Below are 14,575 nucleotides of genomic sequence, written 5' to 3' on the forward strand. Positions count from 1 at the left end.
CGCTGCGAGGGCCCACCGCGCGTCCCACGGCGGCTACGCGGACCGGGTGACGTGCACCGGTGGCCGCCGCTGGGCCCAGGGCCGCGCCTGCTCGAGCTGCCCCGCCAGTTGGAACAGCGTGGCCTCGTCGGCGTACCGGCCAGCGAACTGGACGCCGATGGGCAGGCCCTCCGCGCTCCAGTGCAGCGGCACGGACATGGCCGGCTGCCCGGTGACGTTGAACAGCGCGGTGAAAGGGCAGTGCCCAAACGCGTGGTCGTACCACTCGCGGGCCGTCCGGGGCGCGTTGGCGTCCAGCAGGCCCAGCGGGAAGGGCGGCGCCGCCACCGTGGGCGACAGCAGCACGTCGTACTGTTGGAAGAAGGCGCCCACCTGCCGTGACACGAGGTTGAACACGCCGAGCGCCCGTTGCAGGTCCGTGGCCTTCAGCTCGCGGCCATGGCGCACCACCGCCCAGGTGGAGGCCTCGAGCAGCTCCGGTCCCGCGTCGCGCCCGGAGACCTGGCTCAGCAGGCCCACCAGGGACGCCATGGTCGCTGACCAGACGGTGGAGACGGCCTCGTGCAGCAACTGGCCGTCGTGCTCGGGTGCGGCTTCGACGACTTCGTGGCCCAGCTCCGTACACAGCTTCGCCGCCGCTCGCGCGGCCTCCACACATTCGGCGCTCACCGGGGCGCCCATGGGGGCCTCCGTCATCAGCGCGATGCGCAGCCGGTTCGGCGCGCGGCCCACTTCCTCCAGGTAGGGCCCCCGCGGCGGCGGCGCGAAGTACGGGTCGCCTGCCTCCGGGCCCTGGGTGGCGTCCAGCATGGCCGCGCTGTCGCGCACGCTGCGGGACAGCACATGCTCGATGCCCATGCCGAAGATGAAGTCACCCGCGTCCGGCCCCAGCGAGTTGCGGCCCCGCGTGGGCTTCAGCCCGAAGACGCCGCAGAGCGACGCGGGGATGCGCAGCGAGCCGCCGCCGTCGTTGCCGTGGGCCACCGGGACGATGCCCGCCGCCACCGCCGCCGCCGAGCCGCCGCTGGAGCCGCCCGGACTGCGCTTCACGTCCCACGGATTGCGCGTGGGCCCGTGCAGCACCGGCTCCGTGGTGGCGTTGTTGCCGAGCTCCGGCGCGTTCGTCCGGCCCAGCAGCACCAGGCCCGCGCGCCGGTAGCGCGCCATCAACGCGCTGTCATGGGGGAACACCGTCCCCTGGGCCATCCGGCTGCCCATGTCGGTGGGCACCCCCGCGGCGTGTACGCCAATGTCCTTGATGAGGAAGGGCACGCCCCGGAAGGGGCCGTCGGGGACGTCTTGCTTCAGCGCGTCGCTCGCCTCGCCCTCTCGCAGGTCGATGACGGCGTTCAGCGCCGGGTTGACGCGGTGGATGGCCTCCACCGCCACCCGGAGCAGCTCTTCGGGGGCGACTTCCTTCCGACGTACCAGCTCCGCCAATCCCACTGCGTCAAAGCGGCTGTAGTCATCCAGGTTCATGAATCCCTCGCAGGCGCGCCGGCGGAGATGTGGCAAGCCGGTCGCGGGAAGCAGGATATTCATGATTCCCGGGTCGTACTCCAGGCGCCTCAGCCCGTCGCCAGGGTGCGCTCCTCGCGTTGTGCATTGACCAGCGCCGCATAGGTGCCCTGGCGCTCCAGCAGCTCCTGGTGCCGGCCCACCTCCACCACCTGGCCGGCCTCCATGACGAGGATGGTGTCGGCGTCGCGCACCGTGCTGAGCCGGTGGGCGATGACGACGCGCGTGCACTTCAAGGACGCCAGCGCCTGCTGCACGTTCGCCTCGGTGGTGGCGTCCAGGGCGCTGGTGGCTTCATCCAGCAGGAGGATGGCGGGCCTGCGCACCAGGGCGCGGGCCAGGGCCAGCCGCTGCCGCTGGCCGCCGGACATGGAGAGGCCCCGGTCCGTCAGCGGCGTGTCGTACTGCATGGGCATGGCCATGATGTCGTCGTGGATGTGGGCTCGCTTCGCGGCCTCCACGACACGGTCCATGTCCAGGTCCGGGTCGCTCAGGGTGATGTTCTCCCGCAGCGACGCGTTGAAGAACGAGGCGTCCTGCAGCACCACGCCCAGTTGGCTGCGCACCGCGCGCAAGTCCAGCTCGCCCAGCTCCGCGCCGTCATACCGGACGTGGCCGGAGGTGGGCAGGTAGAGCCCCAGCAGCAGGTGCGCCAGGGTGCTCTTGCCCGCGCCCGAGCGGCCGACGAGCGCCACCATCTGCCCCGGCTCCACGCTGACCGACACGCCCTGCACCACCCAGGCGGAGTGGGGGTTGTAGCGGAAGCGCACGTCCTCCAGGGTGACGGCGCCGCGCAGCGTGGGCGCGCGGCCCTGGTGCGCCGCGTCGCGCTCCGGCGGTGTGTCCAGCACGTCGTTGATGCGCTCCAGGTAGGTGCTCAGGAACTGGAGCTGCCCGCCGGTGCCCAGCAGGTTGGACAGGGGCACCAAGAGCGCGGTGGCCAGCGCGTTGATGCTCAGCATCTGTCCCAGGGACATCGCGCCGTCCAGCACGCGCCACGCGCCCACGGACAGCAGCACCAGCGGGGACACGCGGCGCAGCGTGCCTGTCAGCGCGTCCAGCCAGGCGGAGAGCCGGCCGCGCTCCAGCTCCACGTTGAGCAGGTCCACGTAGAGGTTGGCGTAGCTGCCCACCATGCGGCCCTCCACGCCGAAGGCCTTGAGCGTCTGCATGCCGGACAGCATGGCCATCAGGTAGCTCTGGCTGCGCACGCCCATGTCCAGGCTGCGCGACAGCTGGCTGCGCTGGCGGGCCCGGGGCAGCGCGAACACCAGCACCTGCAACAGGCCCAGGCCCACCACCAGCAGCCCCAGCGACGCGTCCGCCACCAGCAGCAGGCCCAGGTAGAGGAGCACCAACGCCCCGTCGAGCGCGCTGGACAAGAGGCCGGTGGAGAGCAGCTCGCGGATGGCCTGCTGCGAGCCCAGCCGCGTCAGCAGGTCTCCCGCGGGCCGGAGCTGGAAGAAGGGGTAGGCCAGGCTCACCAGGTGGTCCAGGAGCCCCTGCGTCATCTGCGAGTCCAGCCGGGTGCGCAGCTCCACCAGGAGCTGGCCGCGCACCACCGATGAGAGCAGCTCGAAGAGCAACACGCCCGCGAGCGCCGCGGACAGCACGCCCATCAGCGAGTAGTCCTGCCGGGGCACCACGCGGTCCACCACCATGCCGGTGAGCAGCGGCACCGCCAGCGTCAGCACCTGGAGCACGGCGGACAGCGCGAGGACCTTCACCAGCGTGCCGGCCTGCCGCTTCACCAGGGGCACCAGGTAGCGGTAGGGCCCGCGCCGCGAGTGGCCCGGCTGGAAGCTGTCGGACGGCTCCAGCAGCAGCGCCACGCCGGTGAAGCACTGGCTGAACTGCTCCATGGAGACGCGGCGGCGGCCCTGGTCGGGGTCCACCACCTCGACCCAGCCGCGGCCCAGCCGCTCGAAGACGACGTAGTGCGTGAAGCGCCAGTGGAGGATGGTGGCCGGAGGCAGGAAGGGCAGGCGGTCCAGGTCCACGGAGATGGCGCGCACGCGCAGGCCCAGCTTCTGGGCGGCGGCCTTCAGCGCCTTCGCGCTGGCGCCGTCGCGTCCGGGGCCTGTCACCTCCCGCACCGCGTCCAGGCCCATGTGGCGGCCGTGGTAGGCCAGCACCATGGCCAGACAGGCGGCGCCACAGTCCGTCATCGTCATCTGCCGCACTTCGGGCACGCGCCTGCGCAGGCGGAGCCTCCACCCGCGCTGGGGCTGCCGCGGCGCCTCGGCCGTCATGGCGGCATGGTTCCTTCCGGGGCAATGAGCGCCGGCCACGCCAGGACACCGAGCGCCAGCGCGAGGCCGAAGACGAACAGGAGCGCGAAGGTCCACCGCGTCCACCGGCCACCGATGCGCAGCAAATCGCCATCGTCCTGCACGACGCGCTGGTAGTGCGCCAGGGCTTCCTTGCGGAAGATGGAGGGGCGGCCGTCGGTGGGTGGCTGCATCGTGGCGGGACGTTAGCGCATGGGGTGGGGGACTGGCCCGGGACTGAGCCAGCCCCCCAATGGCTTCTTCGCTACAGGCAGACGTAGGGCGGGCACGGCGTGCAGTGGTAGCTGCCGAACTGCTCGCAGCTGTCCGCGCCCGTGATGCGCTCCAGGACCTCGTCGCTCAGCTCCAGCTCGGCGGCGGGGTTGGCGGGCAGGGCCGCGCGCTCCTCCGACGTCAGGCTGTTGAAGTACTCGGGGTCACGCCACGCACGGAGGATGTGTTCCTTCTTCTGGCTCATGACTGCTCCTGGACAGGAAAGAGGGGTGGCTCAGAAGCAGTGGAACGGCGGGCACGGCGTGCAGTAGGGGCTGGACTGGCCGGGCAGACAGGCGTCGCCGCCAGTGATGACCTCCAGGAGGTCGTCCCCCAGCTCCAGTTCGGCGGCGGGGTTGGCGGGCAGGGCCGCGCGCTCCTCCGACGACAGGCTGTTGAAGTACTCGGGGTCACGCCACGCACGGAGGATGTGTTCCTTCTTCTGGCTCATGACTGCTCCTGGACATGGCTGGAGGGACGGCCATCCGAGGTGCCCAGCCCTTCACCTCGGACGATTCGTGGCGGCGCGACAGCCAGCAGCGAGGGCAGGCGCTCCGGCATGGCCAGCCGCGCCAGTCCGTAGGCGATGCCCGCCAGGCCCACCATCAGGCCCGGCGTCTCCGTGCTGCCTTGCAGGCCGAAGAGGTAGCCGTGCCCGGAGATGCCGCGCAGGATGCCGCCCGCTACCGCGTTCGTGCGCTCCTGGAGCTTCGAGTCCCCGAGCGTGGCCGCCGCTTCCAGCAGGAAGTCCGCGTTGCCCAGGTCGCCGTGACACAAGCCGTGGTTGCGGCCGAAGCCTCGCGCCAGCGTGGAGTCCAGCGCGATGGCAAGCTCCTCGCGCACCGCGGCGTCGTCCACGAAGGGGAGGCCGGACAGTCGCGCGAGTCCGATGCCGGGGGCGCCAGTACACCACGCCCAGAGGAAGTGCTCCGCCCCGTCCACGGCCGCCGCCAGCTCCTTCGCGCCCACGCGCAGGTCGGGCCAGTTGCGCTCCTGGGGGGAGTAGAGCCCGCGCTCGTACGCCATACCCGCGACCGCGGCGTCACGCAGGCGCGTATCGCCCGTGCGCGCGAACAGCCGCAGCAGCGCCAGGCTGATGCCGGCGGCGCCGTGTGCCATGCCCGCGAGGTAGCGGTTCCCGGCGGCCTCGCAAATCCAGGCAGCGCCCCGGGCCTGGGGCGTGGACGTCTCCAGCAGCCGCTGGCCGCAGGCGTCCGCCGTGGCCCACAGCGTGTCTGACGGGCGGTGCTCCCCGAGCACCAGCAGCGCCAGGAGGCAGCCCGCGGCGCCCGCGCCCACGTCCAGCACCGTGTCCTTCTGCACCAGGGGCCGCAGCCGCGGGACGTAGCCGGCGGCCTCGTCCAGGAGCGCGTCGTCCTTCCACAGCACGCCCAGGTGCGTCAGCGCGTAGAGGATGCCGCCCCAGCCGTTGAGGACGCCCAGCCCCACCACGCTTGCGGGCTCCTCCGCCAGGATGCGCGCCTGGGTGCGCAGCGTGGACCGCGCCAGCCGCGTGAAGCGCGCGTCTCGCGTGACGTCCCCCAGGTAGCCCAGCGCGAGCGCGATGCCCGCGCGCCCCTGGAAGACATCCGGCCCGGGTGACCCGAGCCGCCAGCCGCCTTCGCCCGCGTCCAGGCCCAGCCAGTGCGCTTCGCCGCGGCGCTCGAAGGCCAACGGCAGCAGCCGCTCGCCCGCGCGTCGGGCTTCCGTGAGCAGCGCGTCGCGGAGGTCCGGCTGGGGGTGCTCCTGGAACGGATAGCTCGGCCGCGCCACCGTCCCGGAGCTCAGCAGCAGGACATCCAGCGAGCGCTCCAGCACCCAGCGCTGCCGCGTCTGGTCCTCTGGCGACAGGCCCTCCAGCCGGCGGCGCACGCGCGCCATGCCCGTCTCCTGGAAGAAGTCCGGCAGGCGCTGGCCCGAGCCCGCCTCCAGGTCCATCGAATCGGCGCGCGCGGTGAAGTACGGCAGGTCTCCCCGCTCCAACTGCTCCGTCTCCAGGGGCACGAGCGCGGCGAAGTCCGGGACAGGCACGGCGGCGCGCCACAGGTGGTCGAAGAAGCGCTGGCGCTCGAGACCGTCTGTCAGCGCGTGCGGGTGGTAGCTCTCGTAGAGGAGCGCGCCATACACCGCCGTGTTGCGGAAGAGGACGCGCATGGGCACGCGCGCGAAGGCGGCCAGCGGCCCAACCTCCGCGAGCAGCGCCTCGCGGTGCTCCAGCAGCAGGCCGTACATGCGGGTGAAGCCGGCGGCCAGCGCGTCGCGGTAGGTCAGCACGGGCGCGGCCTCACCCTCCAGGCGCGGCAGGTTGTTGGCGCCGGGCATCGCCACCGGCCGCCGCTCGAAGCGCATCCGGTCCGTTCCTCGCTCCGCCGTCATCAGGTAGGCCTGCGGCGTGAGCTGACCTGCCCGAGCGCCCAGCCCGCTCAGGTCCACCCCGGCCTTCGTGCGCGTGCCCCAGAACTGCTGCGGCAGCAGCCCGCTGCGGAGCACCGAAATGGGTGGGGCCTCCACCGCGTGCTCGGAGTCCCGGAGCGTGCGCGTGCCCGACACCGGGTGGAAGAGCGTCTCCACGTCCACCAGCACCGGGTGCTCACCCGCGGCGATGAGGTTCTCGAAGTGCAGGTCCGTGCCGTCCAGCGCGTGCATCAGCGCGACATAGGCGCCCTGACGTTCGTAGAAGCGCCGGACCTCCTCCGTGGACGCGCACGGCGCGGGGGCCACGTACTCCATCCACCCGTATTCTCCCCGGTCCAGCGCCTCCGCGCCCTTCATGGCGGGCGTGGCGCCGCGCGCGTTGAGCCACGCGAGGAGCTGCTGGAGCCCCGCCTCTGCTCCCAGTGAGCGCGGCTTGTAGACGAGCCGCAGCCCGGACTCGAAGCGGAGGATGAAGACGCCCTGGCCGCCCCGGTGCGGGTCGGAGAAGCCGCCGCGCGCCTCCTCCAGCGCGCCGGGAGACCGGCCCGCGTTGAACCGCGGCCAGAGCAGGGGCGCGTCCCGCGTCAGCCGCTTCATCAGCCCCAGGCAGTTGGACTCCCACTCCGCGATGCGCAGGACGACGCAGCGGGCCAGCACCGGGTAACGCTCCAGGATGTCCAGGGCGACCTGCGGCTGGCGCAGCCGCTTCGTGAAGTCCTGGAAGCGCGCCTCCGGGGTGTCTCCGGCGAGCAGCTCCTCCAACTGCGCGGCGTGCAGCTCCACCACCATGGCGCGGCCCAGCACCGGTGCCAGCACCTGGGGCAGGTGACCCAGCATCGTGGAGACGACGACGCCCGGCTCCAGGTCGAGCCCAGGCGCGGCGTGTTTCAGGGGCGTCAGCGCGGCGGTGAGCTGCGCCACGGCGCGCGACACCAGCGGCTCCACCAGTGGAAGGAAGGCCGAGCGGTCCGGGCCCTCCGTGCGCTCGGGCCAGGGGACGGGCGCGTGCGAGGGCTCCGCGTAGGCGCGCTCCAGCACCCGCACCCAGCCGGGGACTTCAGCAGGCGGGGCCCAGGGCGCCTCGGTGGGCACCTCCAGCAGCGTGAGCAGCTCCGCTTCGGTCAGCCCCGAGGATTGCAATCTGCGCCGCCACCAGTCCGCCTGCCCGAAGGGCTCCTGCTGACGCCATGCATCCAATCGCTTGCGCGCCGCGGCGGATGTGTCGCGTCGCGTCGCGCTGGTTTTGGGAGTGGATTCAGCCCGCTCAGCCAGTGTGGCGGCCCGTGCCCAGCGTGCGAATCGCGACGGAGTGTTGGCTCCCGGCTTCGCCTCGTCCTGCCTCTGCGTGATGTCCACGCGTCCTCTCGTTTCCTGGGCAAGACCCGGTGAGCTGGCTTCGTTGGAGTATCAGGGAGACGACTGCAATACAGCTAAGTCCTTTCATCTTTGCATGTCAATGATAGGCGCCCGTGTTTGCGTGGAATGAAATACATACAGGAGGGTGGGAGTGATTCGTACGATGTCCTCATCGTTCGCGGTGGCGCGGGCGCCGGGCCGCTGGCGTTGAAGTTTTTCCAGGCAGGGCTCCGCGTCCAGGCCCGCCTGCCACGCGACGGTGCGCGCTCATGGCCGTTGCGCGACGCATGCTGGGGGCGTAGGGAAACAGCGCCCCATGTCCGCCACCGCCCAACTGCTCGAAACCGTCCGGAAGGAAGCCAAGCCGGGAATCTGGTCCAACGGGGTGAACCTCGCCCGCTCCGGAGCCGTGGTGCTCCAGTCCCAGAAAGGGGGCGAGCTGGAGCTGAGGGTGCGCGCCAAGGGGCGCCCGGTCGCCCTCACGGTGGTTTTGTATCCGAACGACGACGCCTGGGAGTGTGACTGCCCCAGCCTGGTGGACCCCTGCGAACACGTGGTGGCGGCGGCCATCTCCATCCAGCAGGCGGAGCGGCAGGACGCGCCCATGGAGACGGCGGCCACCCGCTGGGCGCGCGTCGTCTACCACTTCACCCGCGAGGACGGCGGCCTGGAGCTTCGCCGCTCCATCGTCCATGTGGACGACACGGAGACGCCGCTGGAGGGCAGCCTGACGTCGCTGATGGCCCGGCCAGCGGAGGCCGCGAAGCTCCAGGTGGAGAACGCGGACCTGCTGGCCGACCGCATCCTGGAGCAGCGGCGCACGCGCGGCACCCTGGCGCCGGAGACGCTGGACGCGGTGCTCAAGGTGCTGGAGTCGGCGCGCAACGTGCTGCTCGACGGGCGCCCGGTGGCGGTGTCCTATGAGCAGGTGCTGCCGCGCGCGGTGGTGGAGGACCGCGGCGGCCAGATTGTGGTGACGGTGACCCGGGATTCGCGCATCCAGGAGGTGGTCAGCCCCGGGGTCGCGCTCGCGAGCGACGCGCTGGTCCGCCTGGGCGAGACGTCCATGTCCGGCCCCTGGCTGCAGCACCTGCCCATCGTCCGCACGTACTCGGCGGACCATCTGGGGGACCTGACCTCCAAGATCATGCCCGAGCTGGGGCGCCGCCTGCCGGTGGAGGTCCGCAGCAAGCGGCTGCCGCGCCTGGACCGCGAGCTGAAGCCGCGCATCCTGCTGGAACTGAACCAGCTCGACGCCGGCTTGTCCGTGCTGCCCACGCTCGTCTACGGCGCGCCGCCGGTGGTGCGCATCGACAACGGGCGCATGGTGTACCTGCGCGGCCCGGTGCCGCTGCGCGACGAGGCCGCCGAGCAGCGCCTCATCCACCAGCTCCGCGACGAGCTGAACCTGGTGCCCGGCCGCCGGCTGACGGTGCAGGGCTCGGAGATGGTGCGCTGGGCGGACAAGCTGCGGCGTTGGCGCGGCGACCTCGCCGGTGACGCGGCGGGGCTGGTGAGCCCCGACGTCAAGCTGCGCCCGTCGCTCCACCTGGAGTCCAGCGTCACGGGGCAGGGCGTCCCCGACGTGCGCTTCCAGCTCTCCTTCCAGGTGGAGGGCGCCCGGGGCGAGGTCAAGGCCGTGGACGCCGCCGCCGTCATCCGGGCGTGGACGGAGGGGCTGGGGCTGGTTCCGCTGGACGGTGGTGGCTGGGCGCCGTTGCCCCGGGCCTGGCTGGACAAGCACGGTCAGCGCGTGGCGGACCTGCTCAACGCGCGGCAGGAGGATGGGAAGGTCGCCAACCACGCGCTGCCGGAGCTCACCGCGCTGTGTGAGACACTGGAGCAGCCGCCTCCGCCGGGCCTGGACCGGCTGGCGCCGCTCATCTCTGGCTTCGAGAAGCTGCCCCCGCCCGAGCTGCCCGCGGAGCTCAACGCCACGCTGCGCCAGTACCAGCTCCAGGGCGTCAGCTGGCTGGGCTTCCTGCGCGGCGCGGGGCTGGGCGGCATCCTGGCGGACGACATGGGCCTGGGTAAGACGCTCCAGACGATTTGCGCCCTGGGGCCCGGGTCGCTCGTGGTGTGCCCCACCAGCGTGCTGCCCAACTGGGCCTCGGAGCTGAAGCGCTTCCGCCCGTCGCTGAAGGTGTGCGTGTACCACGGGCCCGGCCGCGCGCTGGAGCCGTCCGCCGACGTGACGCTCACCACCTACGCCATCATGCGCCTGGACGCGGCGGTGCTCGGCGCGAAGACGTGGGACTCGCTGGTGCTGGACGAGGCGCAGGCCATCAAGAATCCGGACAGCCAGGTGGCGCGCGCGGCCTTCGGGCTCAAGGCGAGCTTCCGGCTCGCGCTGAGCGGCACGCCGTTGGAGAACCGGCTGGAGGAGCTGTGGAGCCTCATGCACTTCACCAACCCGGGCCTGCTCGGGGGGCGCAAGCACTTCGAGGACACGATTTCGCGGCCCATCTCCGAGGGCCGGCAGGGAGCGGCCGAGGGGCTGCGGCGCCGCATCCGTCCCTTCGTGCTCCGGCGCCTGAAGCGGGACGTGGCACCCGAGCTGCCGCCGCGCATCGAGTCCGTGATGCACGTGCAGATGGATGAGCGCGAGCGCTCCGTCTACGACGCGGTGATGGCGGCCACGCGCAAGGAAGTGGTGGCCCTGTTGAATGAGGGCGGCAGCGTGCTCAAGGCGCTGGAGGCCCTGCTGCGGCTGCGTCAGGCCGCGTGTCACCCCGCGCTCGTCCCGGGCCAGCGGGCCCACACGTCGTCCAAGGTGGAGACGCTGGTGGACGCGCTGGAGACGGCCGTCTCGGAGGGCCACAAGGCGCTCGTCTTCTCGCAGTGGACGTCGCTGCTGGACCTCATCGAGCCGCGCCTGAAGGCGGCGGGCATCGGCTTCGGCCGGCTGGACGGCACCACGGCCAACCGCGGCGAGGTCACCGAGCGCTTCCAGTCCACGGAAGGTGAGCCGGTGCTGCTCATGTCCCTCAAGGCGGGCGGCACGGGCCTCAACCTCACGGCGGCGGACCATGTCTTCCTCGTGGACCCGTGGTGGAACCCGGCGGCGGAGGCGCAGGCCGCGGACCGCGCCCACCGCATTGGCCAGGAGCGCACGGTGATGGTGTACCGGCTGGTGTCCCAGGGCACCGTGGAGGAGCGCATCCTGGGACTCCAGGAGAAGAAGCGGGCCATCTTCGAGGCGGCCCTGAGCGAGGCCTCCGCCGCGACGGCCATCACCCGGGAGGACCTGCTCGAGCTCTTCTCGTGACGCGCGCGGTCCTTCTCTTCGCAGTGGGGTTCTCACCATGCTTCCCGAATCCGTCGACGCCCGGCCCCAGGCCGCCGCGCTGCAGGCGCTCATCCAGCAGGAGTGGCAGTACCAACTGGAGCACAGCCCGACCTACGCGTCCGTGCAGGGTGACCGCCGCTGGAATGACCGCTGGGATGACCTGAGCCTCCAGGCCATCGAGGCGGACCACCAGCACAACCTCCAGGTGCTCGCGAGGTTGAAGAAGATGGACCGCGAGGCGCTCGTCGCGGCGGACCAGCTCAACTACGACTTGTTCCGCCGCGACTACGAGACGTGGGTGGAGGAGCACCGCTTCAAGACGTACCTGATGCCGGTGAACCACATGGGTGGCATCCCGGAGGGCATCAAGCAGCCGCCGGGTGTGCAGACGGCCTACCAGCTCGCGGACAACCTACGCTTCGAGACGGTGAAGGACTACGAGGACTGGGTGGCCCGGCTCCAGGGCTTCGGCACCTATGTGGACCAGGTGCTGGCGCTGCTGCGCGAGGGGCTGCGTGAGAAGCGCATCCACCCCCAGGTCGTCCTCCAACGGGTTCCGCCGCAGGTGGCGAAGCAGCTCGTCACGGACCCGGCGGACAGCGGCTTCTTCGCGCCGTTTCGCCGCTTCCCCAAGGGCATCGACTCCGCGGAGCAGCAACGCCTGTCCACGGCGGGCCGCGCGGCGATTGCGCAGGGCGTGCTCCCCGCGCTGACGCGCTTCCACGAGTTCCTCACGGAGGAGTACGTTCCGGAGGGCACGGAGGCGGTGGGCATCTGGCAGCTCCCCGACGGCGAGGAGCTGTATGACTTCCTCGCGCGCAAGTTCACCACCACGGGCCTGGGCGCGGAGGAGATTCACGCGCTCGGCCTGGCCGAGGTCCAGCGCCTGCGCGCGGAGATGGAGGCGGTGAAGGCCCAGACGGGCTTCGAGGGCACGTTGGCGGAGTTCTTCCGCTTTCTGCGAACGGATGCGCGCTTCTATGCGCGGGACGGGGATGAGCTGCTGCTGCGCTACCGGGCCTTGTCCAAGCGCATCGACCCGCTGCTGGTGCGGCTGTTCAAGACGCTGCCTCGGCAGCCGTATGGCGTGGAGTCGACGCCGGAGGCCATGGCCCCGGACGCGACCACCGGCTTCTATTACGCGGGCGCGCCGGATGGCTCGCGGCCGGGCACGTACCTGGTGAACCTGTACCGGCCGGAGACGCGCCCGCTGTGGGAGATGGTGCCGCTCACGCTGCACGAAGCAGTGCCTGGCCACCACCTGCAGACGGCCCTGGCCGCCGAACAGCCCGGCCTGCCCGAGTTCCGCCGCTACGGCTACTACGTGGCCTATGGCGAAGGCTGGGCGCTCTACTGCGAGACGCTGGGCGACGAGCTGGGCCTGTACACCAGCCCGTACGACAAGTTCGGCCAGCTGGCCTACGACATGTGGCGCGCGGTGCGGCTCGTCGTCGACACCGGCATGCATGTGAAGAAGTGGACGCGGCGGCAGGCGCTCGACTTCTTCATGGAGAACTCGCCGCGTCACGAGCTTGATACCACCAACGAGATTGACCGCTACCTCGCCTGGCCGGGGCAGGCGCTGGCGTACAAGGTAGGGCAGCTCAAGATTCGCGACCTGCGCACTCGCGCGGAGCAGGTGCTGGGCTCGGGCTTCGACGTGCGCGAGTTCCACGACATCGTGCTGCTCGACGGCGCCCTGCCGCTGGACATCCTGGAGGCGCGGGTCCAGGCGTGGGTGGCGGCGCGGCAGCGTGGGGCCGCAGCGCGCCCGCCTTGAAGCGCGCTCGGCGTCACGGCGCGGGCGCGGGTGTCGTCAGCCGGCCATACTTCTTCATCGCCTGGATGAGCCGGTCCTGAGGCAGTCCGAAGGCGCGGCTGCCCTCCGCGCCCGTCATCGTGTCGGAGGCCAGCATCGAGTTGAGGATGGCCTCCTGCGTGGCCTGGATGGTGGCCTCGAAGAGCGGCGTCAACCGCTCGTTGTCAAGCGCCGAGACGCTGGACACGGCCTTGCCCGCGGGGGGCTTCAGCCGCTGCGTGGAGAAGGCCAGGAAGATGTCGCCGGAGGAGTTCGCGCCCAGGCCCCCCATCTTCCCGATGCCCAGCGGCACCCGCTTCGCCAGCCGCTCCAGTTGATGCGGCAGCAGCGGCGCGTCCGTCGCCACCACCACGATGATGGAGCCGGCGCCCTCGGGCGTGCGGGGCTGGATGTCACCGCGCGACGTTGCGCAGGCCGGCAACTCCTTGAACATTCCGGGGCTCGGCTTCTTGGGCCCGGTGTAGCAGGGGCGCAGGTCGCTGATCTCCTCGCCCACGGGCACGCCCTCCACGGTGAAGAGGTGGCGCGCGCCGTAGTTGCACTGCAGCAGCACGCCCACGGTGTAGCCACCCTCCGATGCGGGCAGCTTGCGCGACGCCGTGCCGATGCCGGCCTTGAAGCTGTGGCACACCATCCCCGTGCCGCCGCCCACCGAGCCCTCCGCGACGGGACCGCCCTTGGCGCTGTCGAGCGCGCGGTGGGCGTGTGTGGCCTTTACGTGGAAGCCATAGATGTCATTCAGCAGGCCGTCCCACGTCTCCGCGACGACGGGCAGCCCCAGCTCCCACTCCAGCCCTCGCTTCATCGCCCAGGAGATGACGGAGTCGCGGACGGTGCCCACGTCATTGGTGTTGGTGAGCATGACGGGGCCTGCGAGCTGGCCGGACTCGGTGAGCCAGTGGGAGCCCGTCATCTCGCCGTTGCCGTTGAGGGAGTAGATGGCGGCGAAGACCTCCTCGGACACGCCGTCCTTGCCTCGGGGCAGCACGGCGGTGACGCCGGTGCGCACCGCCCCCTTGCCCGGCGGGCCTCGAGTGTCGCCCGATATCAACGTCGTATGGCCCACCGTCACGCCGACCACGTCGGTGATGGCGTTGTTCGGGCCCGACTGTCCACCGAATGTGATGCCCAGGTCGCGGGCGCGGCGCCTCGCCTGGGTGGACTGCGCTTGCGCTGGAGGGGACCACAGCGACAGACACGACACGAGCCCCAGGAGCAGGGAGAGACGGAGCGGGTTCATGGTGTGGCGTCATATCGCGACCGTGTCAGTCCCCCAACGGAGGTCCCGTCCACGACAGGGCGACCGCGCCATCGTCCACCGCGCCATCCTGGACGAGCTGCTGCCCTGGGCCTGACGGGCCTGGGACCCCGTGCGGGACACGGCCTCGGCTGCGCATGGCCCTGCGCGCGGGCGGCTGGCGTGTGCCCCGGTCAACCTGAGTTCCATCCGACTGGCTGTCCGCGAGTGCGCAGTGGCGCTGGCACCACCGGGCCGGGAAGTGTGCATGGAGCTGCCGCTGACGCGCGCGGACGACGTCGGGCGCGCGGATGGGGCGCGAGGACAGGTGACAACCCATTGGCCACATGCCTGAGGTCCGGCCCCGCGAATCGTGGGGGGGGGCCATGGCGTGGAGG

Annotated in this window: 9 protein-coding genes; 2 read left to right on the plus strand and 7 right to left on the minus strand. The window is 71.4% G+C overall.

Features of this window, described 5'->3' with window-relative positions:
• Window positions 1-33: 33 nt before the first annotated feature.
• From HV826_RS12075 to HV826_RS12100, 6 genes are all read right to left on the minus strand, one after another.
• Window positions 34-1,479, minus strand: coding sequence for an amidase (locus HV826_RS12075; RefSeq protein WP_176417161.1), 1,446 nt, complete (start codon window positions 1,477-1,479; stop codon window positions 34-36).
• Window positions 1,480-1,568: 89 nt separating this feature from the next.
• Complete coding sequence (locus tag HV826_RS12080) at window positions 1,569-3,770, minus strand: peptidase domain-containing ABC transporter (RefSeq protein ID WP_176417162.1); 2,202 nt, start codon at window positions 3,768-3,770, stop codon at window positions 1,569-1,571.
• Entirely contained in the window at window positions 3,767-3,982 is a 216-nt protein-coding gene (locus HV826_RS12085) for a hypothetical protein (RefSeq protein WP_176417163.1), read from the minus strand. Before HV826_RS12085 ends, HV826_RS12080 begins: the two co-directional genes overlap by 4 nt.
• Window positions 3,983-4,053: 71 nt before the next feature.
• Window positions 4,054-4,266, minus strand: a complete 213-nt coding sequence (locus HV826_RS12090) for a mersacidin/lichenicidin family type 2 lantibiotic (protein ID WP_176417164.1) — start codon at window positions 4,264-4,266, stop codon at window positions 4,054-4,056.
• Window positions 4,267-4,296: 30 nt separating this feature from the next.
• Window positions 4,297-4,512: a mersacidin/lichenicidin family type 2 lantibiotic gene (locus HV826_RS12095; protein ID WP_176417165.1), complete on the minus strand. Its 216-nt coding sequence runs from the start codon at window positions 4,510-4,512 to the stop codon at window positions 4,297-4,299.
• Window positions 4,509-7,673 carry a type 2 lanthipeptide synthetase LanM family protein gene (locus HV826_RS12100; protein WP_255217171.1) on the minus strand — a complete coding sequence of 1,055 codons (3,165 nt, stop codon included), beginning with the start codon at window positions 7,671-7,673 and terminating at the stop codon, window positions 4,509-4,511. Before HV826_RS12100 ends, HV826_RS12095 begins: the two co-directional genes overlap by 4 nt.
• Window positions 7,674-8,148: 475 nt before the next feature.
• On the opposite strand from HV826_RS12100, the gene HV826_RS12105 reads away from it, so the two are divergent.
• Window positions 8,149-11,100, plus strand: a complete 2,952-nt coding sequence (locus tag HV826_RS12105) for a DEAD/DEAH box helicase (RefSeq protein ID WP_176417167.1) — start codon at window positions 8,149-8,151, stop codon at window positions 11,098-11,100.
• A 37-nt stretch (window positions 11,101-11,137) separates the two neighbouring features.
• On the plus strand, window positions 11,138-12,901 hold the full coding sequence (locus HV826_RS12110; RefSeq protein WP_176417168.1) for a DUF885 family protein: 1,764 nt from the start codon (window positions 11,138-11,140) through the stop codon (window positions 12,899-12,901).
• Between the two features lie 13 nt (window positions 12,902-12,914).
• Here the strand turns inward: HV826_RS12110 and HV826_RS12115 are convergent, their stop codons facing one another.
• Window positions 12,915-14,180: a P1 family peptidase gene (locus HV826_RS12115; protein ID WP_176417169.1), complete on the minus strand. Its 1,266-nt coding sequence runs from the start codon at window positions 14,178-14,180 to the stop codon at window positions 12,915-12,917.
• Window positions 14,181-14,575: the final 395 nt, after the last annotated feature.

Source organism: Myxococcus sp. AM010 (assembly GCF_013372585.1).
Lineage (GTDB): Bacteria > Myxococcota > Myxococcia > Myxococcales > Myxococcaceae > Myxococcus > Myxococcus vastator.

Excerpts from the sequence above, each read along its gene's own strand:
- HV826_RS12075 (WP_176417161.1), bottom strand. The coding sequence starts at position 1,479 with ATGAACCTGGATGACTACAGCCGCTTTGACGCAGTGGGATTGGCGGAG.
- HV826_RS12080 (WP_176417162.1), bottom strand. The coding sequence starts at position 3,770 with ATGACGGCCGAGGCGCCGCGGCAGCCCCAGCGCGGGTGGAGGCTCCGC.
- HV826_RS12085 (WP_176417163.1), bottom strand. The coding sequence starts at position 3,982 with ATGCAGCCACCCACCGACGGCCGCCCCTCCATCTTCCGCAAGGAAGCC.
- HV826_RS12090 (WP_176417164.1), bottom strand. The coding sequence starts at position 4,266 with ATGAGCCAGAAGAAGGAACACATCCTCCGTGCGTGGCGTGACCCCGAG.
- HV826_RS12095 (WP_176417165.1), bottom strand. The coding sequence starts at position 4,512 with ATGAGCCAGAAGAAGGAACACATCCTCCGTGCGTGGCGTGACCCCGAG.
- HV826_RS12105 (WP_176417167.1), top strand. The coding sequence starts at position 8,149 with ATGTCCGCCACCGCCCAACTGCTCGAAACCGTCCGGAAGGAAGCCAAG.
- HV826_RS12110 (WP_176417168.1), top strand. The coding sequence starts at position 11,138 with ATGCTTCCCGAATCCGTCGACGCCCGGCCCCAGGCCGCCGCGCTGCAG.
- HV826_RS12115 (WP_176417169.1), bottom strand. The coding sequence starts at position 14,180 with ATGAACCCGCTCCGTCTCTCCCTGCTCCTGGGGCTCGTGTCGTGTCTG.